A 22,550-nucleotide genomic window follows, 5' to 3' on the forward strand; every position below is an offset into this window, starting at 1 on the left:
GTCGCCCGTACGAGCCACGGTCGGGAAGTACGCCACCGCGCACCGGCCGATGAGCCCGGTCCTCCGGGTCGGCGGCGCGCGCCGTCGGACCTGGCGGCCGAGTACGGGGAGACCGCTGTGAGGCGGTCCTGCCGTCGGCGCTGACAGCCTGTTCCTTCCCGGGCCGCCGCCCGGACTCGCCGCGGCGGTGGACACGGACCGCCACGGGCGTCGGTGACAGGGCCGTGCGACGGGCTTCGACCTCCCGCCGCACGGCCGGTGATCCGGGCACCCGGACGCCCGACGTCTCCGGCGGACACCGTGCCGCACGGGGACCTGTCGTCGAGGACCGGCCCTGTGCGTGCGTGCCGCCCGAGTCCGTACCGGGGCCGACGGGGGATGCGACCACGGACGGGACGGTGTCGGCACGCTGCCGTTTCACCTGGCCGACCCTGCTCTGTCCGCCCGCCCCGCCGCAACGATCAGCCGTCACTCTGTCAGGTCCCCCGGAGGACCTGACACACATGGGCCGCGACAGGTTCACGGGGGAGGAGGAACGGCGAACCTGGATGGATCGACGACAGCTCCGTCCCCACAGGCGGTCCGCCCCTTCGCCGGCCTGGTCCGGACCCTGTGTGCGGACCTGTTCCCGTACCCGGCTCACGAAGATCCGCTGGACAGGTCCTAGGCACTCCAGGGACGAACTCGCAGGTCGGAGGCGCACTTGACGTACTCCGGCGCACTTGACGGAGTATCACATTCCCTTTGAGGCGCCTCCGATTGCACCACATGATCTTCCATGCAGTGCGTTGTGCCGATTTTCAGCAGCCATGGGGGAGAGTGCTTCAGTGAACGTCGCCACCGACCCGGCCGACCGAATACCCGACGTCGTCGCCATACCTCCCCGGACGGTGCCCATCGCGGCCCTGAAGCCGTCCGACTCGCCACGCGCCCGGCGGCAGGACGACAGCTACGTCCGCAAACTCGCCGGCTCCGGGATCGACTTCGATCCCGTCCTGGTGCACCGGCCCACGATGCGGGTCATCGACGGCACGCACCGGCTCGCGGCGACCCTTCTGCGCGGCCACCAGGACATAGCGGTCCGGTTCTTCGACGGCAGCGAGGCCGACGCCTACGTCCTGTCCGTGCGATTGAACGTCGGCCACGGCCTCCCGTTGACCCGGGCCGAGCGCCGGATCGCCGCCGCCCGCATTCTCGTCTCCCACCCTCGCTGGTCCGACCGGGCCATCGCGGAGAGCACGGGGCTGAGTGACAAGACGGTGGGCAAGCTGCGCGGCTGTGCAAGCGCGGAAATTCCGCACTCGCACAGCCGGGTCGGCCGGGACGGCAGCGTACGGCCGCTCAACAGCGCCGAGGGCCGCCGGCTCGCGGCCTCCCTGCTGGCCGCGGAGCCCGGCGCCTCCTTGCGGGAACTGGCTCGCAGGTCCGGGCTGTCCCCGGGGACGGTCCGGGACGTACGGGACCGGCTGAGCCGCGGCCTGGACCCCGTACCCGAGAGGCAGCACGAGGCCGTCGAGCCCGCGACCGCCTTCAAGCGGGTCCCTCAGCGGCAGTATCAGCGCGGTCGGCGGCCGCACGACGATCCGCGGGGCACACCGGGTGGCCCGGCACTGCGGAAGCTGGCCAGGGACCCTTCCCTGAAGGCCACGGAACCCGGGCGCCTGCTCCTGCGCGCCCTGTTCACCACGGAGTTCACGCCCGGCCAGTGGCAGCAGATCGTGGCGGCGCTCCCCGAGCACTGGGTCCCGCTCGTACGTGGCCTGGCGGCACAGCGCGCTCAGGAATGGAACGCCCTTGCCGAGGCGCTCGCACCCTGTTCGAAGGGCGCGGCGTGAGCAGTCGCGCCGACTGACCGCGAGGGAGCCCCACGGGCCCGTCGCCGTCGCGACGCCGGAAGGCAGGCCCGGCCCGTCACACGCCGCTGCCCCGGCCCCGATCCCGGCCCCGATCCCGGCCCCGGTCCGGGCACGCGAGCCTTGCCGGTGTACGGGAGTACGGATCCGACGAGGCACGGTCGATCCTGGAGCGCGCGTTCGCCCGTGAAGCCGCGGGCGGGCCCGACCACCGGCCTGGCCGGCTTCGTGGCCGCGGCCCGGCCGCGCGGAGCGCACCGAAAACACGACCCCGCCTGATTCGGGCTCGTCTCCGATTCCACATCCGCACGCACGGCGAAAGGCCACCTGGAAATGGGCGGTCTTTTTCGTTGTGCGTGCCGTCGTGCTGTTCTCCTCCTGCCTTGCGAATTCGTACAAGCTTTTATTTCCCCGGTTGCCGGTCGCCCGCTAGGCTCCACAGGAGTCCGGATCGCAGGACTTCATCGATCCGTCCGACAGGATTTCCACCGTTGTCCGCACCGAAGGGAAGCTCTGCCATGCCCGAATTCGTTCTGCCCCCGGGATTCGCCGACGGCGCGGAGTCGCGCCGCCGCAACCGGGCGATCGTCGAGCAGTACATGAACACCAGGGGCGAGGACCGGCTGAGGCGACACCTTCTGTTCACCGAGGACGGCAGTGGTGGCCTGTGGACCAACGACACGGGAAAGCCGATCATGACGCACGGCCGGGACCGGCTCGGTGAGCACGCGGTGTGGTCCCTGAAGTGCTTCCCGGACTGGGAGTGGAAGAACGTCCGGATCTTCGAGACGCAGGACCCGGACTTCTTCTGGGTCGAGTGCGACGGCGAAGGGAAAATCCTGTTCCCCGGCTACCCCGAGGGCTATTACAGGAACCACTTCCTCCATTCCTTTGAATTCGAGGACGGCAAGATCAGGCGGCAGCGCGAGTTCATGAATCCCAATGAGCAGCTACGTGCCCTCGGGATCCCCATACCCACCGTGCGCCGTGAAGGCATACCCACGTGACCCGACTCCTCATGAATGGAGAGCCGCAATGGAGGAAGTCCTGCGTGGAATGGAAACCCGCGTGGCCGCGCAACAACCCGAGTGGCCGGACGCGTCGCAGGTGCGGCGTGTGCGCGAGACCCTGGAGGCGCGCCCCCCGCTCGTCCGGGCCGAGGACATCCGCACCCTGAGCGCCCTCCTGGCCCGGGTCGCCGCGGGTGAGGCCCTGGTCGTACAGGCCGGTGACTGCGCGGAGGACGTGAACGAGCACACCCCCGGCTATGTGGCCCGCAAGACGGCGGTCCTCGATCTGCTGGCCGGGGCCCTGCGTCTCGCCACGGGCAAGCCCGTCGTGCGCGTCGGACGCATCGCCGGGCAGTTCGCCAAGCCCCGCTCCCGGGCGACCGAGTCGTGCGGCGGCGTCGAGCTTCCCTCGTACCGCGGGGACATGGTCAACGGGCCGGCCCCCGACCCGGAGAGCCGGCGGCCCGACCCGCTGCGCGTCCTGGCCGGCTACATGGCCGCGAACGACATCGTGGAGCACCTCGGCTGGAAGGGCCCCACAGCCGGCTCCGGCATCGAGGCACCGGTGTGGACCAGCCACGAGGCGCTGCTCCTCGACTACGAGGTGCCCATGCTGCGCCGTGACGAGGCGGGCAGGCCCTATCTCAGCTCCACCCACCTGCCGTGGATCGGTGAGCGCACCCGCCAGGTCGAGGGCGCGCATGTCGCCCTCCTCTCCCAGGTGTTCAACCCGGTCGCCTGCAAGGTCGGCCCGAGCATGACCCCGGACGAGCTGCTCGCGCTGTGCGAACGGCTCGACCCGGCCCGCGAACCGGGGCGGCTCACCCTCATCGCCCGGATGGGCGCCGGTCTCGTGGCCGACCGGCTGCCGCCGCTCGTCGGCGCCGTACGGGCCGCGGGCCACCCGGTCAGCTGGCTCACCGATCCGATGCACGGAAACACCGTCGAGGCCCCCTCCGGGACCAAGACCCGCATGGTCGACACGATCGTGCGCGAGGTGCGCGACTTCCGGCGGGCCGTCGCCGCGGCGGGCGGTGTGGCCGGGGGAGTGCACCTGGAGACCACACCGGACGACGTCACCGAGTGTGCTTCCGACGAGGAAGGCCTGCTGCGCGTCGGCGACAGGTACACGAGCCGCTGCGACCCGCGGCTGAACCCGCGACAGGCGCTCCATGTCGTCTCGGTCTGGGCCGGCTGACCCTTCGGCCGCCCGCGCCCCCGGCCCCCCTCAGCGTCCAGAGACCCCCCAGGAATTGGAGACCAGGGCATGCCCGGCATACCGCCCATCGACCCCTATCCGTTCCCGACCGCGGGCGACCTGCCCCGCAACACCGCCCGGTGGACCATCAGACCCGACCGCGCGGTCCTTCTTGTCCATGACATGCAGCGCTACTTCCTCAAGCCCCTCCCGGACGGCTTGCGCGCCGGACTCGTGGGCAACGCCGCCCGGATCCGCCGCTGGTGCGCCGGGCAGGGCGTGCCGGTCGCCTACACCGCCCAGCCCGGCGGCATGAGCGAGCGGGACCGCGGTCTGCTCGGGGACTTCTGGGGGCCGGGCATGCGGACCGACCCCGCCGACCGCGAGGTCGTCGACGAACTCGCACCCGCGGACGGCGACTGGCGGTTCACCAAGTGGCGCTACAGCGCCTTCTTCCGCTCCGACCTGCTGGAGCGCATCCGGTCCACGGGCCGGGACCAGCTGATCGTATGCGGTGTCTACGCCCATGTGGGCGTCCTGATGTCCGCGGTCGACGCGTACACGAACGACATCCAGCCCTTCCTCGTCGCCGACGCCGTCGCCGACTTCTCCGAGGAGCACCACCGGTCGGCCCTCCGCTACGCGGCCGACCGCTGCGCCATGGTGGTCACCACCAAGGAGGTTCTCGGATGAGCGGCGCCGACGCTCCCGTACCGCACGACCTGCTGGACCGTGTGCTGGGCGGGGAGCCGGGACCGTACGCCCTGTTCCACCGCCCCGAGACCGCCGGGCCCGGACTGCTCGACGTGCTCGTCGGCGAGGTGTCGACGCCCGGGTCCCTCTCGGAGATCGACCTGCCCGACGCGGTCGCCGATCCGGCCGGGGCCCGGCACGACGTGCTCGTGGTCGTGCCCTACCGGCAGGTCGCCGAGCGCGGTTTCGTCGCCGTGGACGACGGCGCGCCGCTGATCGCCATGACCGTCACCGGTCAGGAGACCCTCCGGCTCACCGACGCGCTGACCCGCATCCCGGACGTGCCGATCCGGCTGACCGACGAGCACTTCGACGTGGACGACGACACGTACGCCGACACCGTGCGCCGGATCGTCAAGGAGTCCATCGGCGAGGGCGAGGGCGCCAACTTCGTCCTCAAGCGCTCCTTCGTCGCCGAGATCGGCGACCACGGCCCGCACAGCGCGCTCGCGTTCTTCCGGCGGCTGCTGGAGCGGGAGACCGGAGCCTACTGGACGTTCCTCGTCCACACCGGGACCCGTACGTTCGTCGGGGCCTCGCCCGAGCGCCACATCACCCTTCGCGACGGCCTCGCCGTCATGAACCCCATCAGCGGCACCTACCGCTATCCGCCGACGGGCCCCCGGCTGTCCGAGGTCATGGACTTCCTCACCGACCGCAAGGAGACCGACGAGCTGTACATGGTCGTCGACGAGGAACTGAAGATGATGGCCCGGATCTGCCCGGAGGGCGGCAGTGTCACCGGCCCGTACCTCAAGGAGATGGCCCGCCTCGCGCACACCGAGTACCTCATCGAGGGCCGCACCGACCGCGACGTACGGGACATCCTGCGGGAGACGCTGTTCGCGCCGACCGTCACCGGGAGCCCCCTGGAGAGCGCCTGCCGCGTCATCGCCCGTCATGAGCCGCGGGGGCGCGGCTACTACAGCGGCGTCGCCGCCCTCATCGGCCGCGACGGCGACGGCCGGCGCTTCCTGGACTCCGCCATCCTCATCCGTACCGCCGACATCGACAGCGGGGGACGGATGCGGATCGGGGTCGGTGCCACCCTGGTGCGCCACTCCGACCCGGTCGCCGAGGCGGCCGAGACCCGGGCCAAGGCCGACGGGCTGATCACGGCGCTGAGGGAACGGTCCGGCACCCGCTTCGCCGACCATCCCGACGTCCGGGACGCCCTGGCCGGCCGCAACGACGGCATCTCCGACTTCTGGCTGCGGAAGGCGCACGAGCGCGAGCGGCCGCGGCCCGACCTGGCGGGGCGCAGGGTCCTCGTGGTCGACGCCGAGGACACCTTCACCTCGATGATCGCCCACCAACTGCGGTCCACGGGGCTTGAGGTGACCGTGCGCCGCTTCGACGAGGACTACTCCTTCGACGGGTACGACCTGGTGGTCATGGGACCGGGGCCCGGTGATCCGGGCGAGGCCGGCCGGCCGAAGATCGCCCACCTGCGGGACGCGGTGGGAACCCTGCTGGCGGAGCGCCGGCCCTTCCTCGCCGTCTGCCTCAGCCACCAGGTGCTCAGCCTCCTGCTCGGCTTCGAACTGCGCCGCAGGGACGCGCCCAACCAGGGCGTGCAGAAGGAACTCGATCTCTTCGGGGTCCGCGAACGGGTCGGCTTCTACAACACGTTCGCGGCCGTCAGTCACGCCGACGGGGTCCAGGTCGACGGAGTGGGCCCCGTCGAGGTCAGCCGGGACGCGCGTACGGGCGAGGTGCACGCGCTGCGCGGCCCGCGCTTCGCCTCCATGCAGTTCCACGCCGAGTCGGTGCTCACCCAGGACGGCCCCCGCATTCTCGCCACGGTGATACGGGACCTGCTGGGCCCATGACCCGAGGGTGCCCGTACACGCGCGCCCGAACGTGCCCGTACACGCGACACCGTTCCCCGGCCGGCGCCGTGCGGAGCGACTCCGCCCCCCCACCATCAGCTGGAGAGACATATGCACAGGTACGTCGTCGTCGACGCCTTCGCCACCGAGCCCCTGCGGGGCAACCCCGTGGCCGTCTTCTTTGACGCCGATGACATCCCCGCCGAGCGTATGCAGCGCATCGCCCGGGAGATGAACCTCTCGGAGACCACCTTCGTCCTCACCCCGCGCGACGGCGGTGACGCGCGCATTCGCATCTTCACCCCGGTCAACGAACTCCCCTTCGCCGGGCATCCGCTGCTCGGTACCGCCATCGCGCTGGGCAACGAGACCGGACGGTCCGCACTCCTGCTGGAGACCCGTATGGGGGCCATCCCCTTCCGTGTGGACCACGCCGACGGCCGGGCCGTGGCCACCCGGATGCGCCAACCGGTCCCCACCTGGGAGCCGTTCGAGTACGCCGACGAACTGCTCGCCGCGCTGGGCGTGAAGACCTCCACGCTGCCCGTGGAGATCTACCGCAACGGCCCCCGGCACGTCTTCGTCGGCCTGGAGGACGTCGAGGCGCTGTCGGCACTCGACCCGGACCACCGCGCGCTGGCCCGGTTCCCGGACATGGCGACCAACTGCTTCGCGGCCTCCGGCGCCAACTGGCGCAGCCGCATGTTCTCGCCCGCGTACGGCGTCGTCGAGGACGCGGCGACCGGATCCGCGGCCGGGCCGCTCGCCGTCCACCTCGTCCGGCACGGCCTGGTCGAGTGGGGGAGGCGCATCGAGATCCTCCAGGGTGTGGAGATCTCCCGTCCCTCCCGCATGCTCGCCCGCGCCGACGGCACGCCGGAGCAGGTCATCTCGGTCGAGGTCGGCGGCAGCGGCGCCGTCTTCGCCCATGGCACGGCACAGGTCTGAACGGACGGCACAGGCACAGGCATCCCGCCGAGAGAAGGAGCAACCACCCATGAGCACAGGCAGGTCGGAGACCCTCACCGGGACCGCTGACATCGCCTTCCCCGAGTTCCACGTACCCCCGGCCGACCCGGTGCCGCTGCTGCGCGCCTGGTTCGAGGGCGCCGCGCGCCTGGAGGTCCGCGAGCCCCGCGCGCTGGCGCTGGCCACCGCGGACACCCGGGGGCGTCCCTCGACACGTACGGTCGCCATCAACCGGATCGCGGACGAGGGGTTCGTCTTCGCCACCCACGCCGGCAGCGGGAAGGGCCGTGAGATGACGGCCAACCCCTGGGCGTCCGGGGTGCTCTACTGGCGCGAGACCAGCCAGCAGATCATCGTCAGCGGCGCGGTGGAACGGCTGTCCGAGGCCGTCGCCGACGAACTCTGGTTCTCCCGGCCCGCGTTCACCCACCCCATGTCGGTGGCGTCCCGCCAGAGCGAGGACCTCGACGACATCGGCACACTGCGCGCCGAGGTCGGACGGCTCGCGGCGGCCGGCGGCCCGCTGCCACGCCCGGAGGGCTACGCGGGCTTCCTGCTGCGCTTCGACTCCGTGGAGTTCTGGGCCAACGGCGCCGACCGGCTGCACGAGCGACTGCGCTACGACCGCACCGACGACGGCTGGACGCCCCGCCGCCTCCAGCCCTGATCCGGGCCGGACCTGACATAGTTCCCGCCGCGCGTGGCGGGAGCCGCACCGCCCGCGCAGACTCACCCCTGTGACGCCCCGATACGCGTCCTCAGGGGAATGGCGAAGCCCTTCGTCCTGGATTTCCCGCGGATTCAGCCGGACGTCGGATCCGACGAATGCGGAATGGCCGGTCCCGGGTTTCCCGAACCGTGAAGGGATTCAACCGAAAACCAAGGAGACGCAGTGGCTGACGACGCCGCACATGTGGCCGCCGCCTATTTCCGGGCGTGGCGTACGAAGGATTTCACCGCCCTTCGCGCGCTGCTGGCCGACGAGCACTTCTCGTACACGGGTCCGCTCGCACGACTCGACGACGCCGACGCGTGCAGGGACTCCCTGGCACGGATGGCCCCCGTCACCACCGGCCTTGTGATCCGGAAGACCTTCATCGCCGGTGACGACGTCACGACCTGGCTCGACCTGCACACCACGATCGCCGCACCGACCCCGGTGGCGAACTGGATGCATGTGGAGGACGGCCGGATCAACGACATCCGCGCCCTGTACGACCCGCGTGCGCTGCTGGCGTCCGCCGAGCCGCGCACCGACGCCTGAGCCGTCCGCAGGTCCCGTCGACCAGAGGAAAGGGAAACGCACCATGACCGCTGCACGCGAACGCGCCAGGACCCCCGAGGACCTGGCCCGGATCTGGGTCGATCTGGCAAATGCCGGGGACGCGGAAGGACTTGCGGAGCTCTATGAGCCCGACGCCGTCATGGCCTTTCCGATCGGCAACACGATCGTCGGCCGCGAAGCGATACAGAAGGCATTCGAAGCGATGCTGGACATGCAGACCCATTACGCGATGGAGGAGTCACTGCCGACTCTGCTCCATGACGATCTGGCCCTGACGGCGACGGTCCCGGCCGACCACAGCACCGGCCGCTACCAGGTGGCGCGGCGTCAGCCGGACGGCACCTGGCTGCGCGTCCTGCACTCCTCCGGTTACTTCGCCTGACCGGCCGCGACCACCGACCGGCCAAGACCAGAAGGGCATTTCGCGATGAGCGAGAACACCGCGACCGTCGACGCCTACACCACGGGTCTGCTGAGCAAGGACCTGCCCACCGAGGTGACCCGGCTGCAATTGCTGGAGAAGAGCTACGACCGGACCACGGTCAGGATCCTGGAACAACTGGACATCGCGCCGACCTGGCGCTGCCTGGAGCTCGGGGCGGGTGCCGGCTCCATCGCCTACTGGCTCGCCGACCGGGTACCGAGGGGCGGCGTCGTCGCCGCCGACATCGACCCCCGGTTCATGGACACCGACCGCTCCCCGCGGCTGACCGTGCGGCGCATGGACATCAACGAGGAGGAGTTCGAGCCCGGTTCGTTCGACCTGGTGCACGCCCGCGCGGTGTTCATGCATCTGCCGCGGCGCGAACAGGTCCTGGAGCGGGCCGTACGGTGGCTCGCCCCGGGCGGCTGGCTCGTCCTGGAGGACGTCTACTTCCTGTCGGCCGAGGACTCCCCGTACTCGGAGTGGCAGCAGGTGCAGCGGGCCTGGCTGACCGCCCTCGCCGCGCAGGGCATCGACCTGGCCTGGGCGCGCCGCACACCGGCACTGCTGGCGGCGGCCGGCTGCGTGGACGTGGGCGTGTCGGTCACCCCGGGCGGGCTCGGGATCGACGCCGTGCAGAACGAGTTGCTGCGCATCCGGCTGATCCAGAGCGGCCACAGCCTCGTCGACGCCGGCCTCGCCACCGAGGAGCAGATCGCGCGGGCGAGCGCGCTGGTGGAGAGCGCCCCGGCCCCCGACGTATCGACCTTCATCTATTCCAGCTGGGGCCGACGAACCACGGCCGACTGAGCCGGGGTCCCAGAGACTCGTACGACCGGAAGGAAAGCCGTGACACAGGCACAGAGCGCGACGCGGGGGCAGGCCCCCCGATCCAGCTCGCTCATCGCGTGGCTGGCGTTCGCCACCATGTTCGTCATCGGAACCGACACGTTCCTCGTCGCTCCCATGCTCCCCACGCTGGCCGCCGAGTTCGACGTGTCCACCAGTGTGTCGGGGTGGATGGTCAGCGCCTACGCGCTGGGGTTCGCTCTCTTCGCCCTGGTGGCGGGGCCGTTGTCGGACGGCCGCGACCGACGGGGCGTCCTCCTGCTCGGATTCGCGGGGTTCGCGGTGGCCACGGCGCTGTGCGGGGTGGCGCAGGACCTGTGGACGATGCTTCTCTTCCGGTTCCTGGCCGGCATGTTCGCCGCGCTGGTCACCCCGCAGATCTGGGCGTCCATCCCCGTGCTGGTGGCACCCGACGCGATCATGAAGACCATGGGCATCGCGGGCGCGGGCATGTCCATCTCGCAGGTCGCCGGCGTCCCGGTCGGCGGCTGGCTGGCGGCCGTCTCCTGGCATGTGCCGTTCTTCGTGGTGGCCGGGCTGTCGGCGATCGCCTGGCTCCTGCTGTGGCGGGTCTTCCCGTCGGTGCCCTCCACCCGGGCGCCGGGCGAGGCCACCGGGATTTTCGGCACCTACGCGGGGCTGTTCCGGTCCGCGACCTTCACCTGGTACCTGCTGGCGTACTTCGTCTACCAGACCGGTGTGTTCGAGACCATCTCGTTTATCGGCTCATGGCTGAACAAGGACTTCGGCCTGGGGGTCGGCGCGGTCGGTGCCTCGATGATGGCCCTCGGCGTCGGCATGGCGACCACCTCGATCTTCGGCAGCCACCTCATCCGCAGGATCGGTGAACACCGCACGCTCGCCGTGGTGTTCACGGGCCTGATCGTCATCTACGGCGCGGTGCCGTTCGCGCCGAACCTGGGCCTGGCGATCGCCGGCCTGGCCCTGGGGTCCGCGGTACTCGGCCTCGGCTACCCGATCTTCATGGCCATGCTGCTGTCGCGGACGACGGCCGCCCGCGGCACGGTGTCGTCGTTGTCGACCACCGCGCTGTACGTGGGAACGACGATCGGCGGCCTGGTCGGCGGTGTGCTGCTGACCGACTTCGACGGCTTCAAGGGCGTCGCCGGCTTCACCGTGGTGAGCCTCCTCCTTTCCGCGGCGATCTTCGCGGGGGCCGGAGCCTTCAAGGCGCCGAAGCCGGCGGCCGGGTCCCCGAGCACCGAGGCCGAGGCCGAGGCCGAGACGACGAAGGCGTGATAAGGCCGCCGGGGAGCCGGCCGGGACCCTGACCGTGCGTGCTTCCTTCCACTCCGTGCGCGAGTGGAAGGAAGCACGCACGGCCGTGCGTCCGGCCGGGACGCCACCACACCACACCCACGACCGCACTACGGCCACGACCGCACCACCGCCACGACCGCACCTCGGCCATGACCAAGGGGGGACCATGTCCGGCCATGACCAACCGCTCACCGATCTGGGCACCGCGCTCTTCGCCTCGTTGCCGCGCGCCGACCAGCGCAAAATGGCCCGGACCTATGTACGGGGCCTGCTGACCACCCGGGGACGCAAGTCCTTCCGGAACATGGCGTACTCCCTGGGCGGGCCCAGGCTGGAGCAGAGTCTGCACCATTTCGTCAGTTGCTCCACCTGGGACTGGACGCCCGTGACACGCGCCGTGGCCGACATCATGATGCCGGTGGCGCCGCCGAGGGCGTGGGTCCTGCGCCCCATGGTCACTCGGCGGGAGGGAGGGAGCACAGTAGGGGTGCATAAACGTTTCTTCGCGGGATCCGGCCAGGTGCTCAACGCCCAGTACGCCGTGGGGCTGTGGGCCGCCTCGCCGGTGATGAGCTACCCGCTCGTCTGGCGGCTGCTGCTGCCGCCCGAGTGGCTCCAGGACGACGCGCGGCGGGCCCGCGCGTCGATCCCCGACGGGTTCACGCCCGAAACCCCCGTGGAGTGCGCCGTCGGGGCCTACCTCGGCCTGCCCGCCGACCTCCGGGGCCGGCTGCCCGTGGTGATGGACGTCTGCGGCATCGACACCGCCGTGGCGGTCCACCGGCTGCGCGCGGCACGGCTGCCCTTCCTGGTCAGGGCCTACCGGGGGCTGCGTCTCACGGCCGCCGATCCCGACCTGCCCGGATACGGAGCGAGCCCGCTCCCCATGTACCAGATCCTCGCGGCGGCGAAGGCGCCACGCAGGCCGGTGGCCGCGCGCCGTCCGGACCGGAGGATCCCGGACGTCCGGCCGGAAGCGGGCGGAGCGCCCCCGCGACCGCTGTCCGGCGGCGAGCAGCCGCCGCGCGGTCTCGTCGCCGCGGTCCGGGTCCGCTCGCCGCACCACCCCGTCCGTCCGGGCGGGCGGGACGGTCACCACGACCCGTACGACCTGCTGTTGTTCCGTACGCGAACGGACACCCGGCACCGGCCCGACGAAGTGTGGCTCACCAACATGCTCGACGCCGACCCGGCCACCCTGCTGTCCCTGACCGCGCTCCCGCACCGTGTCGACGACACCTTCGAGCGTGTCACCGGCTGCCTCGGCATGCGGGACTTCACCGGCCGGTCGTACGGCGGCTGGAACCGCCACGCCACGCTCGCGTCGGCGGCGCACGCCGTCGCCCTGCACTCCCACGGGCCGGCGGACCTGCCGTTCGGCCGCACATACGCGGCGGAGCCCGGCCACCTCTCCGCAAGCGGCGTGTGAGGCTCCGTCGGACGCCAGGGTGCCTCTCCCGCGCGCCTCGTCCGCGCGCCTCTCCCGCGTGCCGTCGTCCGCCGACGCGGACTCACCCGGTGGGACGACCCCTCAGCGGAGACCGGCGGGGGTGTCCGGGGGCGGTGGGGGTGGGGTGTCCGGTCCGCGTAGTTTGCGGTAGAAGGCCAGGTGGTGTTGGGCCGCGGTGGGCCAGGTGTGGTGGGCGGCCAGGGTTCGGCCCGCTGTGCGGCGTACCGCGTCGTTCCCGGTCAGGGCCGCGGCCAGTTCGGTGGCCAGGGACCGGGGGGTGGTGGCGAAGCGGGCCGTGGGGCCGAATACCTCGCGCAGGACCGGCAGGTCGCGGACGACCAGGGGGACTCCGGCGGCCAGGGCTTCCATCGCGGCGAGGCCGAAGCCCTCCTTCACGGAGGGGAACGCGAAGGCTGCCGCGGCGGCGACGAGCGGTGGGAGGTCGTCCTCGGGGACCTGGCCCAGGACGACCGGTTCCACGCCGAGTTCGGCGGCGCGGGTCTCCCAGCGGGCGCGGTAGTCGCGGTAGTCGAAGAGGGTCTCCCCGCCCGCGATCACCAACCGTACGCCGGGCCGCTCGGCGCGCAGGAGCGCGTATGCCTCCAGGAGGTCCAGGGAGCCCTTGCGGGGTTCGATTCCGCCTACGGTCAGCACATAGCGGCCCAGGCGGGAGCGCCAGGCGGCGCGGGCCGCCGGGTCGGTGGTGGCGAAGCGCTCGTAGGCCACTCCGTTGGGGATGACCTCCGCCTTCAGGCCCCAGCCCCGGGCCAGTTCGTCCGCGACCGACCGGGAGACGCAGATATGCGCGTACGGCTCGACGATGGCCCGTTCGTGGCAGGCGGCCAGTTCGGGCGTGGTGAACTGGTCGAGGTGATGGACGGTGCGGACGCAGCGGTCCACCGCGTTGGCGCTGATGCAGTCCTGGGCGTGGACGATGTCGTACGGCGACGGGTCGAAGGCCTCGCGCAGGGTGGCGATGGAGCGGAGGATGCGCGCGCCGACGGTCTCGTCCGCGGGTCCTTCCGGGAACGGCACGATCCGTACGCGGACGTCCGGGGCGACCTCGCGGTAGAAGCCCGAGTCGCCGCCCCGCCCCAGCGACCAGACGGTGACGTCCGCTCCGGCCGCGGCCAGGGCCTCCGCGAGCGCGAGCGTGTGCACGACGCCGCCGCGCGGCTTGGTGGAGTAGCTGAGCAGGGCGATCTTCACGAGGGGATCTTCCGGGACTGCGCGGGGATCTCCCCGGTCTCCTGGTACACGGGGATCCGGCGCCCGGTCTCGTACGGTTCCGGGGTGCCGCTCGCCGGTCCGGGCTTTCCGTACGCGGGACCGCCATCGGCCGCCGGTACGGGTTCCCGGTGCGCGGGACCGCCACCGCTCGTCCTTCCGGTCGCGCGGTACGCGTCCGGGCGGCGTTCGTCCAGGTGGCGCAGGACGCGGCGGGCGCGGTCCAGCTCGGCGGCCACGTCGACCTCGGCCACGGCCAGGCCCGCCTTGGCCCAGGTCCGGGCGAGGATGTCGCCGCCCGGTCCGACGACCTTGGACTGGCCGAGGAAGCGCATGCCGCCCATGGCGCCGGTCTGGTTGGAGGAGGCGAGGACGACCTGGTTCTCGGCGGCGCGCGCCTGGTCGTACAGGTCGAAGAGCTTGGCCTGCCGGTCCTGGGCCATGCGCGGGGCGCGGTTGGTGATGCTGGTGGGCCAGGCGGAGAGACAGGCGAGGATCTCGGCGCCGTCCAGGGCCAGGGAGCGGGCGGACTCGGGGAACGTCTTGTCGTAGTCGATCAGCATGCCGAGCCGGCCCACCGGGGTGTCGAAGGCGGCGAAACGGTCCCCCGGCGCGTAGGCGGCGATCTCCCCGGCCGGCAGGTGCACCTTGCGATGGCGGCCGAGGACACCGTCGCCGCTGACGCACACGGCGGCGTTGTAGCGCTCGTCGCCGCCGTCCTCGCAGTAGCCCACGCAGACGACCATCTCGGCGGCGAGTCGGGCGACCCGCAGGATCACGGGGTCGTCCGGCTCGAGGGCCGGCGGGAGCGCCTCCGGGTCCGGATGGCGCAGATCGGCCAGATAGCCCCCGAGCGCGGCGTCGGGCAGGACGAGCAGTCCGGCGCCGGAGCGGCGCGCGTCGTCGATGAGTTTGGCGATACGGGCGAGGTCGAACTCCAGGTCACGGCCGAAGTGGGCGGCGGCGGCCGCGATCCGGACTGTGCTCATCGGTCGTTCACCGCTCCTCGTTCACTTCGGTCACTTCGTTCACTTCGCGGACTGCCTTGTGGGCCTTGTGGGGGTTCATGCGGCCTCGTGGGGATTCACGCGCCGACCGCTCCCGCGTACGTATAGGTCTCCGGACGCCGGTCGCGCAGATGCCCCATGGAGCGGCGAGCGGTCTCCAGGGCCTGGGCGACGTCGAGTTCGGCGATCGCCAGGCCGGCTCCGACCCCGGTGTCGGCGAGGATCTCGCCGCCGGGGTCGACGACCTTGGCACTGCCGACGAAGCGTAGCGACCCGAAGGTACCCGACTGGTTCGAGGAGACCCACACGATCTGGTTCTCCAGGGCGCGCGCCCGGTCGAAGAGGTCGAAGCGCCGCTTCCAGCGGTCGTTGACGAGATCGGGGGTGGCGTTGGTGCGCGCTCCCGGCCAGGCGGAGACGACCACACCGATCTCGGCCCCGTCGAGGGCCAGCGCGCGGGCGGACTCGGGGAAGGCCTTGTCGTAGCAGATCAGCATGCCGATCCGGCCGACCGGCGTGTCGAAGGCGTGGAAGCGGTCGCCGGACGCGTAGCTGGCGTCCTCGCTCAGCGGCTGGTGGACCTTGCGGTGATTGCCCAGCACCCCGTCGCCGTTGACGCAGACCACGCTGTTGTAGCGCCGCCCGTCGGTACCCGCCTCGCAGTAGCCGGCGACGACGGTCAGCTCGCCCGCCAGCGCGGCCAGCCGGCGGATCTCGGGGCCGTCGAGGGCGAGCGCCGGCGGACCTGGGTCCGGCTCGCTGCCGCCGGTGCCGGTGCTGGTGCTGGAGTCGGAGTTGGGGCCTGTGCCGCCGGTGCCTGTGCTGCCGCTCCCGGTGGCGGCACCGCCGCCGTCGAGGCTGAGCAGATAGCCGCCCAGGCAGGCCTCCGGCAGGGCGAGCAGCCGTACGCCCTCGGCGCGGGCCTCCTTGATCAGCCGTTCGGCGACGGCGAAGTCCTCTTCCAGATCGCGGCCGAACTCGGCGGCGACGGCCGCCATACGGAGCGTGCTCATGCGGTCCCCATTCCGGTCACCGGACCGGCGACCGCGTCTGTGATCTCTCCGTCGGGCCAGCGCAGCCCCACGCCTTGTCCCGCGGTCAGCTCCCCGCACACCGCGCCCGTGGCGGGCCCGGCGGGCAGCGGCGCGGCGCCCGGTCCGTCCGCGGTGAGCATCGCGAAGCCGGGGAAGCAGGTGAGCCAGTCGCCCATGGCCGTGTCCGGCGGGCGGGGTACGGCCGCCACGTCGAGTACGGCGCCGCAGCCGCTCGCCTCGGCGAGCATGCCCAGGGTCCCGGCGATCCCGGCCATGGACACGTCCTTCGCCGCGGCGGGCCGGGCGGCGGCGACCGCCCCGGTCATCGCGCGGAGCTCGTCCGTACGGCGGTGGGTGGACGAGTCCCACTGGCGGCCCCGGTAGCCCGCGCGCCAGCCTCCGCCGAGGTCCGCGGTGAGCCGTACGGCGTGCCCGGACCGTCCGCCGCCGCCCGGCACCGGACGGTCCGTGCGGCCCAGCGCGGTCACGGACAGGGCGGCCGGTACGCCGAGCTGCGTGTGCCCGCCGAGGACCGGTACGCCGTACGCCTCCGCGGCCCGTCCGAGTCCGGCGAGGATCCGGCCGAGGTGCGCCGCGTCCTTCGCGCCCACGGCGTCCAGCAGCCCGACCGGTGCGGCACCCATCGCCGCGAGGTCGTTGACATTGACGAGGACGGAGCACCAGCCCGCCCACTCGGGGTCCCGTTCGACCATGGACGGCACGATCGCGTCGCACGCGGCGATCACATCCGTGCCGGGGACGGGGGCGCCGTCGTCGCCGACGAACCCGGCGCCGCCGAGGGCGGTACGCGCGTCGCCGCGTGAGGCTCCGCCCGCCCCGGCCGTCCCAGCCGCCCCGCCCGCACCATCCGCCGCCCCGCCACTGGCACCGGCCGCCGATCCAGGGCGAGCCGGCCCAGGGAGAGCCGCTGCGTGGAGAGCCGGTCCGTGGAAAGCCACGCCGTGGAAGGCCGCGAGGAGCGGTCCGAGCGCGGACTTGGTGGCCGCCACCTGCGCCGCGATCCGCCCGATCGGCCATCGCATCAGCGTGTGCGGCGCCCGCGCGACCGTGACCGCGCGTACGGAGCGCCAGCCGAGCCGCTGGAAGAGCGCCTCGTTACGGGTCTGGACGGTCGCGTCGAACCGCAGGACGCCCTCGGCCTCCGCGCGGGCGCAGGCCGCGCGGACCAGCGCCGCTCCGATGCCGTGCGGCCCCCGGGCCCGGCGGGCCACGACGAGACGGCCACCCTGCCACCAGCCGATGTCGGGACCGCCGTCCACCGGTCCGAGACGTACGCCGCCGACCACGGTGCCGTCCGGGTCCCTGGCGACCAGGACGACGGTACGGGCGTCGGCGTCCCGGTCGTCCAGGTCATGGCCGGAGAAGAGCCCCTGCTCATGGACGAAGGTGTCCCGGCGCAGTCGGCGGTAGTCGGACGACTCGCCCGGCGAACAGGCCTCCTCGATACGGAAGACAGGCTGCCGCGCCAAGGTGCTGAGGTCGCCGAGCAGCGCCAGGATGTCGGCCGGGCGTTCGGCCGCGCGGTCCGATACCGGCGGTGCGGGTGCGGCGGATCCGTCGAGATACACGGCCGTCACCCGCCCGCGGTCTTCAGCACGCTGCACGCCCCGCAGGCCGCGCAGCCCGCCTTCTGGTCGGCACCGCTCATCCCGGCCGCGCGCAGCTTCACCGCGACGCCCTCGGTCACGTACCGCAGCACCTCCGCGCTCGGGGCCCCGATCCCGTCACGCGCCGCGAGCGTGCCGCTCATCGGACGGAACGGGACGACGAAGGGATAGACACCCCGGTCGATCAACCGCCCGGCGCCCGCGATCAGTTCGTCCGGGTCCTCGCCGAGGCCGACGAGCAGATACGTGGAGACGCGGTTGGGCCCGAAGACCCGCACCGCGTCGTCCCACGCGGCCTCGTACTCGGCCATCGGCACGGTCGACTTGCCGGGCATCCAGCGGTGGCGCACCCCGTCGTCGAGGGACTCGACATGGATGCCGATCGCTGTCGCCCCGGCGTCGCGCAGCGCGCAGATCCACCCGAGGTCGGCGGGCGGTTCGCACTGCACCTGGACGGGCAGACCGGGCACCGCGCGCAGCACCGCCAGGACCGACCGTACGAGAGTGCGGGCGCCGCGGTCGGGACCCGCGGTGGTGCCGGTGGTCATGACCATCTGCCGGACGCCGTCCAGCCGTACGGCCGCTTCGGCGACCTCGGCGAGCTGCGCCGGGGTCTTGGCGGCGACCGTCGCGCCGGAGCGCAGGGACTCCTCGATGGTGCAGAACCGGCAGCGGTCGGACTCGGCGTAGCGGACACAGGTCTGTACGACGGTCGTGGCGAGCACGTCGGAGCCGTGGAGCCGGGCGATCTCCTCGTACCGGACGCCGTCGGCGGTCGTCAGGTCGTAGAACCTCGGCCGGCGTACGGGGGTCAGGGAGAGCCCGGTGTCCGTCAGGGTCCCGGTCTCGTCGCCGAGCCAGACCTTGCCGTCGCGGACCGTGTAGGGGCTGTCGGGGTTGCGGGGCAGCGCGGCGTTGGCACCGTCGACAAGGACATGGCCGTCGTCGCTGGGGCCCGCGCCGTCCGGCCGGCGGACCTCGACGTCCTGACGGATACCGCGCAGGGCGAGCTCGGCGCGGGTCATGATCCGCACGTCGACCGCCGTGCCTGTCACCGCCGTACCCGTACCCGTACCCGTACCCGTACCCCCACCCGTACCCGTCGCAGCCGCAGCCGGGGCCCCCGTCGCCGTCGCTGTCGCTGTCGTACTCGTCCTATCGGTGCCAACGCTCACGACGCACCTCTCAGAGCTGGTAGGTGGAGTTGATGATGGCGCCCTTGCGCGCGTAGTGGATGATCGCGTCCTGGACGTCGAGGGGGTGGGTGGGGATGACGCCCTCGATCAGGTCCTCCTCGCGGGCACCGTGCAGGGAGAGGCCGAAGCGGCAGCAGTAGACCTTGCCGCCCTCGGCGATGAATGTCTTGAGCTGGTTGTTGATGTTGTGCTCGCCGGGGAACGCGGAGTTGCCGACGGTCGGGAAGCCGCGTGTGGCAAGGCAGTTGAGCGAACCCGGGCCGTAGAAGTAGACGGCCGCCTCGAAGCCCTTGCGCAGGGCGCGGGTGGCCTGGAGCACGGCGACGAAGGACACCGAGGACTCGTGGGCGATGCCGTGGACGAGGGTGAAGTAGGTCTCCCCGTCCTCGGCCCGGTAGTCGGGGAAGACCTTGGTGGAGCCGTAGATGCTGGAGCCTTCGGGGAGCGAGGGGTGCGCGATCTCGTCGAGGGACTTCTGCTCGATCTCGGAGAGCTCCGCGGTGGGGGCGGTGTCGGACATGGTGTCTGTCTCCTTCTTCGGTACGGATGGTGGCTGAGGGGCGGTTGTGAGGGGACGAGGGCGGCTGTCGGGGTTCCTTGGGGTCCGTCAGGTCCCTCGGGGTCTGTCGGGTCCCTCCGGATCCGGCGGGGTCCCTCGGGGGGCCCCTTCGGATCCGTCCGGGTGAGCCGGGGTCAGTCGTAGAGCGCGGCGAAGGTGTCCCGGAAGACGAGTCCGCCGAGTTCGCCGCCGCCGGTCGCCTCGGCGAGCCGGGCGTACTCACCGGTGAAGTCGCCCCACGGCTGGTCGCTGGCGAAGAGCACCCGGTCATGGCCGATGCCGCGACGCTCGATCTCCCGGGCCAGCCAGCGCGGTGTGAAGCCGATGGCCCAGGAGAGGTCGGTGTAGACGCGCTTGCCGGACTCGATCCAGTCGAAGAACCGCGAGCCGGCGAGCTTGATGTGGCCGCTCATCCCGCCGCCGAAGTGCACCAGGTGCACGGGGACCTGATCGGCGTACCAGTCCACCAGATTGCCGACCTCGTCGATGTCCGAGGCGGCGCCGGGGGAGGTGTGGACATGGACGACGAGTCCGTGCCGCGCGGCCGTACGGAAGATACGGTCCAGTTGCGGCCGGCAGGCCGGGTCCGTGGGGCGTCCGCCGAGCAGGAAGCTGAGCTTGAGGGCCCGTACGCCGTCCTCCCCCGCCAGGGCGAGGGCCCGCTCCGTACGGTCGGCGTCCTCCGGGCGCGGCGAGACCCACAGCCCGGCGCGGACCCGGTCGTCGCTCTGGGCCGCCTCGATCACCAGCTCGTTGAAGCGGAACGCGACGGCGGGGTCCGGTACGCCGTAGTTGGGGATCACCAGGGCGCGTTCCGTGCCCTCGGCGTCGAGGTCGGCGAGGAACTGTTTGACGGTGGCGCGGGCGGTGGTGTCCGGGTTGACGGGCGGACCGCCGTAGAAGGGATACGCGGGGAGGACGCCGATGTGGCGGTGTGCGTCGAAGACCGTTTCGGGTGCCATTCCGGGGTGCTCCTTTCGGCCCGGGGGCCTGTCAGCCCAGGGGAAGTGCGGAGGCGACGGAGTCCGGCGCCCCGGTGAGGACGCCGCACACGTCGGCGAGGCGGCGGCTCGCGTCGATGTGGTCCGCGAGGAACCCGGCGTCCCGGCCGACGGCCTCGAAGCGCCCGGAGCCCCATGAGTGCTGCCAGGGCAGGCCCAGGAAGTAGAGGCCGGGGGTGCTGGTGGCGCCGCGCCGGTGCATCGGGTAGCCGCGGCCGTCGAAGGCGGGTATCTCGATCCACCGGTGGTCGCGGGTGAAGCCGGTGGACCAGACGACGGAGGTGATCCCGGCCTCGGCCGGATCGAGTTCGGCCACGTGCTCGGAGGGCTCCCACACCGGTATGTACCGTGCCTCGCGGGGGGCCTGGATCCCGTGCGCGGAGATATGGGCGTCGATGGCGTCCTTGATGGACTCGGCCACCGCGTCCGCCCGGTCCAGACTGACCTTCAGATCGTCCGCGAACTCCAGCGTCGTGGAAGCGAACTCCGGCGTCGTAGGGCACATGGCGCCCGTGATGCCGGTCAGCCGCCCGTACAGGCGCATTCCGTCGCGGGCGAAGGCCCGCAGGTCGATGTCGCGGCCCCCGTCGCGCCCGGTGACGTAGTGGTTGACGCGCATCCGCACGGCGGCGGCGTCGTCGAAGCTGTCGATGCCCTTCGCGTAGTGCCCCATCTCGTCGAGCCAGGCCACGCAGTCCCGGCCCCGGTAGAAGCGGGCGACGCGAGGCGCGCTGCCGACCGCGAGGTGCACCCGCCGGCCCGCGAGATGCAGATCCTCGGCGATCTGGCACCCGGACTGACCGGTGCCGACGACCAGCACGGCGCCCTCGGGGAGCTGGTCCGCGTTGCGGTAACGGGAGGAGTGGATCTGCCCGATACCGGCGGGCAGGCGCTCGGCCATCCGCGGGACGGACGGGGTGTGGTACGGACCGGTGGCCACCACCACCTGGTCGGCGGTGAACTCGCCTTCCGTGGTGCTCAGTTCGAAGCGCCCGCCGGGGGCGCGCCGCAGCCCGGTCACCGTCACGCCCTCCACCAGCGGCGGGCGGAAGAAGGCCACATAGTCCTGGAGATACCGAACGATCTCGTCGCGGACCATGAAGCCGTCCGGGTCGTCCCCCTGGTACGGGAAGCCGGGCAGTCTGCACTGCCAGTTGGGGGTCACCAGACAGAAGGAGTCCCAGCGCCGCTCACGCCACTCGTGACCGACCTGATGGGCCTCGACCACGACATGATCGATGCCGTGCCGGCGCAGGTGGTAGCTGAGCGACAGACCGGCCTGCCCGCCGCCGACCACGGCCACCGGGTAGTGGGCCCCGGCGAGCCGCACCGCCGGGCTCACCGCCGCGCTCATCGCCGGGCGCGGAGCCGGGCTCACTGCCGCGCCGGGAGCCGGGCTCACCTCGGGGCTCACCGTGGCGCTCATCGCGTGCTCCCGTCGGCGTTGACGAGGGATTCGACGACGACCTTGAGGACGTCGGCGGGGACGGCGGGGACGGAAGCGGTGACGGAGACGGCGGGGACGGAAGCGACGGTGGTGCCGGCGGCGTGGGCGTGCGTATAGGCGGCGGCGGTATAGGCGGCGGCGGTCCGCTCGATCTGGGCGAGCTGGTCGGACGCGCCGGTGCAGTGGAAGCCGAACTTCTCCTTCACCCGTTCACCGGCGATACCGAGTGCCGTGCGGCTGCGCTCCACGAAGTCGGTCAACTCGTATTCGCCGCCGGCCGTGAAATAGTCCTCGACTACGGTGGAGGGGGAGTAGCAGCGCTGGGTCGCGCCATCGGGCCAGCGCACATGGAAATAGATCTCAGGCATGAAGTCCTCCATGCGAGGCGCCGAGGCCGTGACCTCGCCGCTGCTTGTAGTGACAACTTCAGCCAGTGGCGATTACCGAACCGAGTCATCCGGAATAAAGCGGAGTTACAGGCTCCTCACACCGGGTGAGTTTCCCTGTACGCGGAGTTGCCTCGGAGGCAAAGTCCGCACGCGCCCCG

General features: G+C 71.9%; 21 protein-coding genes. 12 read left to right on the plus strand and 9 right to left on the minus strand.

The annotated features are described in order from the left end of the window. Nucleotides 1-827 precede the first annotated feature (827 nt). The 12 genes from ACWGDX_RS17750 (at nucleotide 828) to ACWGDX_RS17805 (ending at nucleotide 12,883) form a co-directional block, all read left to right on the plus strand. The gene (locus ACWGDX_RS17750; RefSeq protein WP_453626535.1) at nucleotides 828-1,835 is read left to right on the plus strand and encodes a helix-turn-helix domain-containing protein; all 1,008 of its coding nucleotides are present in this window, start codon (nucleotides 828-830) and stop codon (nucleotides 1,833-1,835) included. Nucleotides 1,836-2,371: 536 nt separating this feature from the next. After that, entirely contained in the window at nucleotides 2,372-2,860 is a 489-nt protein-coding gene (locus ACWGDX_RS17755; RefSeq protein ID WP_453626537.1) for a PhzA/PhzB family protein, read from the plus strand. 28 nt (nucleotides 2,861-2,888) lie between these two features. Further along, a complete protein-coding gene (locus ACWGDX_RS17760) occupies nucleotides 2,889-4,061 on the plus strand; it encodes a 3-deoxy-7-phosphoheptulonate synthase (RefSeq protein WP_453626539.1) in 1,173 nt (390 codons plus the stop codon). A 69-nt stretch (nucleotides 4,062-4,130) separates the two neighbouring features. Continuing rightward, on the plus strand, nucleotides 4,131-4,754 hold the full coding sequence (locus tag ACWGDX_RS17765) for an isochorismatase family protein (RefSeq protein WP_453626541.1): 624 nt from the start codon (nucleotides 4,131-4,133) through the stop codon (nucleotides 4,752-4,754). Beyond that, nucleotides 4,751-6,646: an anthranilate synthase family protein gene (locus ACWGDX_RS17770; protein ID WP_453626543.1), complete on the plus strand. Its 1,896-nt coding sequence runs from the start codon at nucleotides 4,751-4,753 to the stop codon at nucleotides 6,644-6,646. The genes ACWGDX_RS17765 and ACWGDX_RS17770 overlap by 4 nt, the downstream gene beginning before the upstream one ends. A gap of 111 nt (nucleotides 6,647-6,757) precedes the next feature. After that, nucleotides 6,758-7,594, plus strand: a complete 837-nt coding sequence (locus tag ACWGDX_RS17775; protein ID WP_453626545.1) for a PhzF family phenazine biosynthesis protein — start codon at nucleotides 6,758-6,760, stop codon at nucleotides 7,592-7,594. A 49-nt stretch (nucleotides 7,595-7,643) separates the two neighbouring features. Next, complete coding sequence (phzG, locus tag ACWGDX_RS17780; protein ID WP_453626547.1) at nucleotides 7,644-8,282, plus strand: phenazine biosynthesis FMN-dependent oxidase PhzG; 639 nt, start codon at nucleotides 7,644-7,646, stop codon at nucleotides 8,280-8,282. Between the two features lie 225 nt (nucleotides 8,283-8,507). Continuing rightward, nucleotides 8,508-8,879, plus strand: coding sequence for a nuclear transport factor 2 family protein (locus ACWGDX_RS17785; protein ID WP_453626549.1), 372 nt, complete (start codon nucleotides 8,508-8,510; stop codon nucleotides 8,877-8,879). 43 nt (nucleotides 8,880-8,922) lie between these two features. Continuing rightward, nucleotides 8,923-9,282, plus strand: coding sequence for a YybH family protein (locus tag ACWGDX_RS17790; RefSeq protein WP_453626550.1), 360 nt, complete (start codon nucleotides 8,923-8,925; stop codon nucleotides 9,280-9,282). Between the two features lie 45 nt (nucleotides 9,283-9,327). Continuing rightward, nucleotides 9,328-10,134: a class I SAM-dependent methyltransferase gene (locus ACWGDX_RS17795; RefSeq protein ID WP_453626552.1), complete on the plus strand. Its 807-nt coding sequence runs from the start codon at nucleotides 9,328-9,330 to the stop codon at nucleotides 10,132-10,134. Between the two features lie 39 nt (nucleotides 10,135-10,173). Then, entirely contained in the window at nucleotides 10,174-11,433 is a 1,260-nt protein-coding gene (locus ACWGDX_RS17800) for an MFS transporter (RefSeq protein WP_453626553.1), read from the plus strand. A 187-nt stretch (nucleotides 11,434-11,620) separates the two neighbouring features. Continuing rightward, nucleotides 11,621-12,883: an IS701 family transposase gene (locus ACWGDX_RS17805; RefSeq protein ID WP_453626555.1), complete on the plus strand. Its 1,263-nt coding sequence runs from the start codon at nucleotides 11,621-11,623 to the stop codon at nucleotides 12,881-12,883. A 102-nt stretch (nucleotides 12,884-12,985) separates the two neighbouring features. On the opposite strand, the gene ACWGDX_RS17810 is transcribed toward ACWGDX_RS17805, so the two are convergent. The 9 genes from ACWGDX_RS17810 to ACWGDX_RS17850 form a co-directional block, all read right to left on the minus strand. Beyond that, entirely contained in the window at nucleotides 12,986-14,113 is a 1,128-nt protein-coding gene (locus ACWGDX_RS17810; protein ID WP_453626557.1) for an MSMEG_0565 family glycosyltransferase, read from the minus strand. Further along, nucleotides 14,110-15,120: a carbon-nitrogen hydrolase family protein gene (locus ACWGDX_RS17815; protein ID WP_453626559.1), complete on the minus strand. Its 1,011-nt coding sequence runs from the start codon at nucleotides 15,118-15,120 to the stop codon at nucleotides 14,110-14,112. The genes ACWGDX_RS17810 and ACWGDX_RS17815 overlap by 4 nt, the downstream gene beginning before the upstream one ends. A gap of 95 nt (nucleotides 15,121-15,215) precedes the next feature. Next, nucleotides 15,216-16,151 (minus strand): carbon-nitrogen hydrolase family protein, encoded by a 936-nt coding sequence (locus tag ACWGDX_RS17820; RefSeq protein ID WP_453626561.1) that lies wholly within the window; start codon nucleotides 16,149-16,151, stop codon nucleotides 15,216-15,218. Further along, nucleotides 16,148-17,797 carry an MSMEG_0567/sll0787 family protein gene (locus tag ACWGDX_RS17825; protein ID WP_453626563.1) on the minus strand — a complete coding sequence of 550 codons (1,650 nt, stop codon included), beginning with the start codon at nucleotides 17,795-17,797 and terminating at the stop codon, nucleotides 16,148-16,150. Before ACWGDX_RS17825 ends, ACWGDX_RS17820 begins: the two co-directional genes overlap by 4 nt. Next, nucleotides 17,767-18,855, minus strand: a complete 1,089-nt coding sequence (locus ACWGDX_RS17830) for an MSMEG_0568 family radical SAM protein (protein ID WP_453626565.1) — start codon at nucleotides 18,853-18,855, stop codon at nucleotides 17,767-17,769. Before ACWGDX_RS17830 ends, ACWGDX_RS17825 begins: the two co-directional genes overlap by 31 nt. Before the next feature lie 130 nt (nucleotides 18,856-18,985). Beyond that, complete coding sequence (locus ACWGDX_RS17835; protein WP_453626567.1) at nucleotides 18,986-19,516, minus strand: MSMEG_0572/Sll0783 family nitrogen starvation response protein; 531 nt, start codon at nucleotides 19,514-19,516, stop codon at nucleotides 18,986-18,988. Nucleotides 19,517-19,689: 173 nt separating this feature from the next. After that, nucleotides 19,690-20,517, minus strand: coding sequence for an amidohydrolase family protein (locus ACWGDX_RS17840; protein WP_453626569.1), 828 nt, complete (start codon nucleotides 20,515-20,517; stop codon nucleotides 19,690-19,692). Nucleotides 20,518-20,548: 31 nt separating this feature from the next. Then, nucleotides 20,549-21,982, minus strand: a complete 1,434-nt coding sequence (locus ACWGDX_RS17845; protein ID WP_453626571.1) for an MSMEG_0569 family flavin-dependent oxidoreductase — start codon at nucleotides 21,980-21,982, stop codon at nucleotides 20,549-20,551. Beyond that, nucleotides 21,979-22,371 carry an MSMEG_0570 family nitrogen starvation response protein gene (locus ACWGDX_RS17850; protein WP_453626573.1) on the minus strand — a complete coding sequence of 131 codons (393 nt, stop codon included), beginning with the start codon at nucleotides 22,369-22,371 and terminating at the stop codon, nucleotides 21,979-21,981. Before ACWGDX_RS17850 ends, ACWGDX_RS17845 begins: the two co-directional genes overlap by 4 nt. Between the last annotated feature and the right edge of the window lie 179 nt (nucleotides 22,372-22,550).

It is taken from the genome of Streptomyces sp. NPDC055025 (assembly GCF_053608565.1).

Coding starts and splice junctions, on each gene's coding strand:
- ACWGDX_RS17845 (WP_453626571.1), bottom strand. CDS start 21,982: ATGAGCGCCACGGTGAGCCCCGAGGTGAGCCCGGCTCCCGGCGCGGCA.
- ACWGDX_RS17820 (WP_453626561.1), bottom strand. CDS start 16,151: ATGAGCACGCTCCGTATGGCGGCCGTCGCCGCCGAGTTCGGCCGCGAT.
- phzG (WP_453626547.1), top strand. CDS start 7,644: ATGAGCACAGGCAGGTCGGAGACCCTCACCGGGACCGCTGACATCGCC.
- ACWGDX_RS17850 (WP_453626573.1), bottom strand. CDS start 22,371: ATGCCTGAGATCTATTTCCATGTGCGCTGGCCCGATGGCGCGACCCAG.
- ACWGDX_RS17775 (WP_453626545.1), top strand. CDS start 6,758: ATGCACAGGTACGTCGTCGTCGACGCCTTCGCCACCGAGCCCCTGCGG.
- ACWGDX_RS17790 (WP_453626550.1), top strand. CDS start 8,923: ATGACCGCTGCACGCGAACGCGCCAGGACCCCCGAGGACCTGGCCCGG.
- ACWGDX_RS17760 (WP_453626539.1), top strand. CDS start 2,889: ATGGAGGAAGTCCTGCGTGGAATGGAAACCCGCGTGGCCGCGCAACAA.
- ACWGDX_RS17835 (WP_453626567.1), bottom strand. CDS start 19,516: ATGTCCGACACCGCCCCCACCGCGGAGCTCTCCGAGATCGAGCAGAAG.
- ACWGDX_RS17805 (WP_453626555.1), top strand. CDS start 11,621: ATGTCCGGCCATGACCAACCGCTCACCGATCTGGGCACCGCGCTCTTC.
- ACWGDX_RS17815 (WP_453626559.1), bottom strand. CDS start 15,120: ATGAGCACAGTCCGGATCGCGGCCGCCGCCGCCCACTTCGGCCGTGAC.
- ACWGDX_RS17770 (WP_453626543.1), top strand. CDS start 4,751: ATGAGCGGCGCCGACGCTCCCGTACCGCACGACCTGCTGGACCGTGTG.
- ACWGDX_RS17765 (WP_453626541.1), top strand. CDS start 4,131: ATGCCCGGCATACCGCCCATCGACCCCTATCCGTTCCCGACCGCGGGC.
- ACWGDX_RS17755 (WP_453626537.1), top strand. CDS start 2,372: ATGCCCGAATTCGTTCTGCCCCCGGGATTCGCCGACGGCGCGGAGTCG.
- ACWGDX_RS17795 (WP_453626552.1), top strand. CDS start 9,328: ATGAGCGAGAACACCGCGACCGTCGACGCCTACACCACGGGTCTGCTG.
- ACWGDX_RS17840 (WP_453626569.1), bottom strand. CDS start 20,517: ATGGCACCCGAAACGGTCTTCGACGCACACCGCCACATCGGCGTCCTC.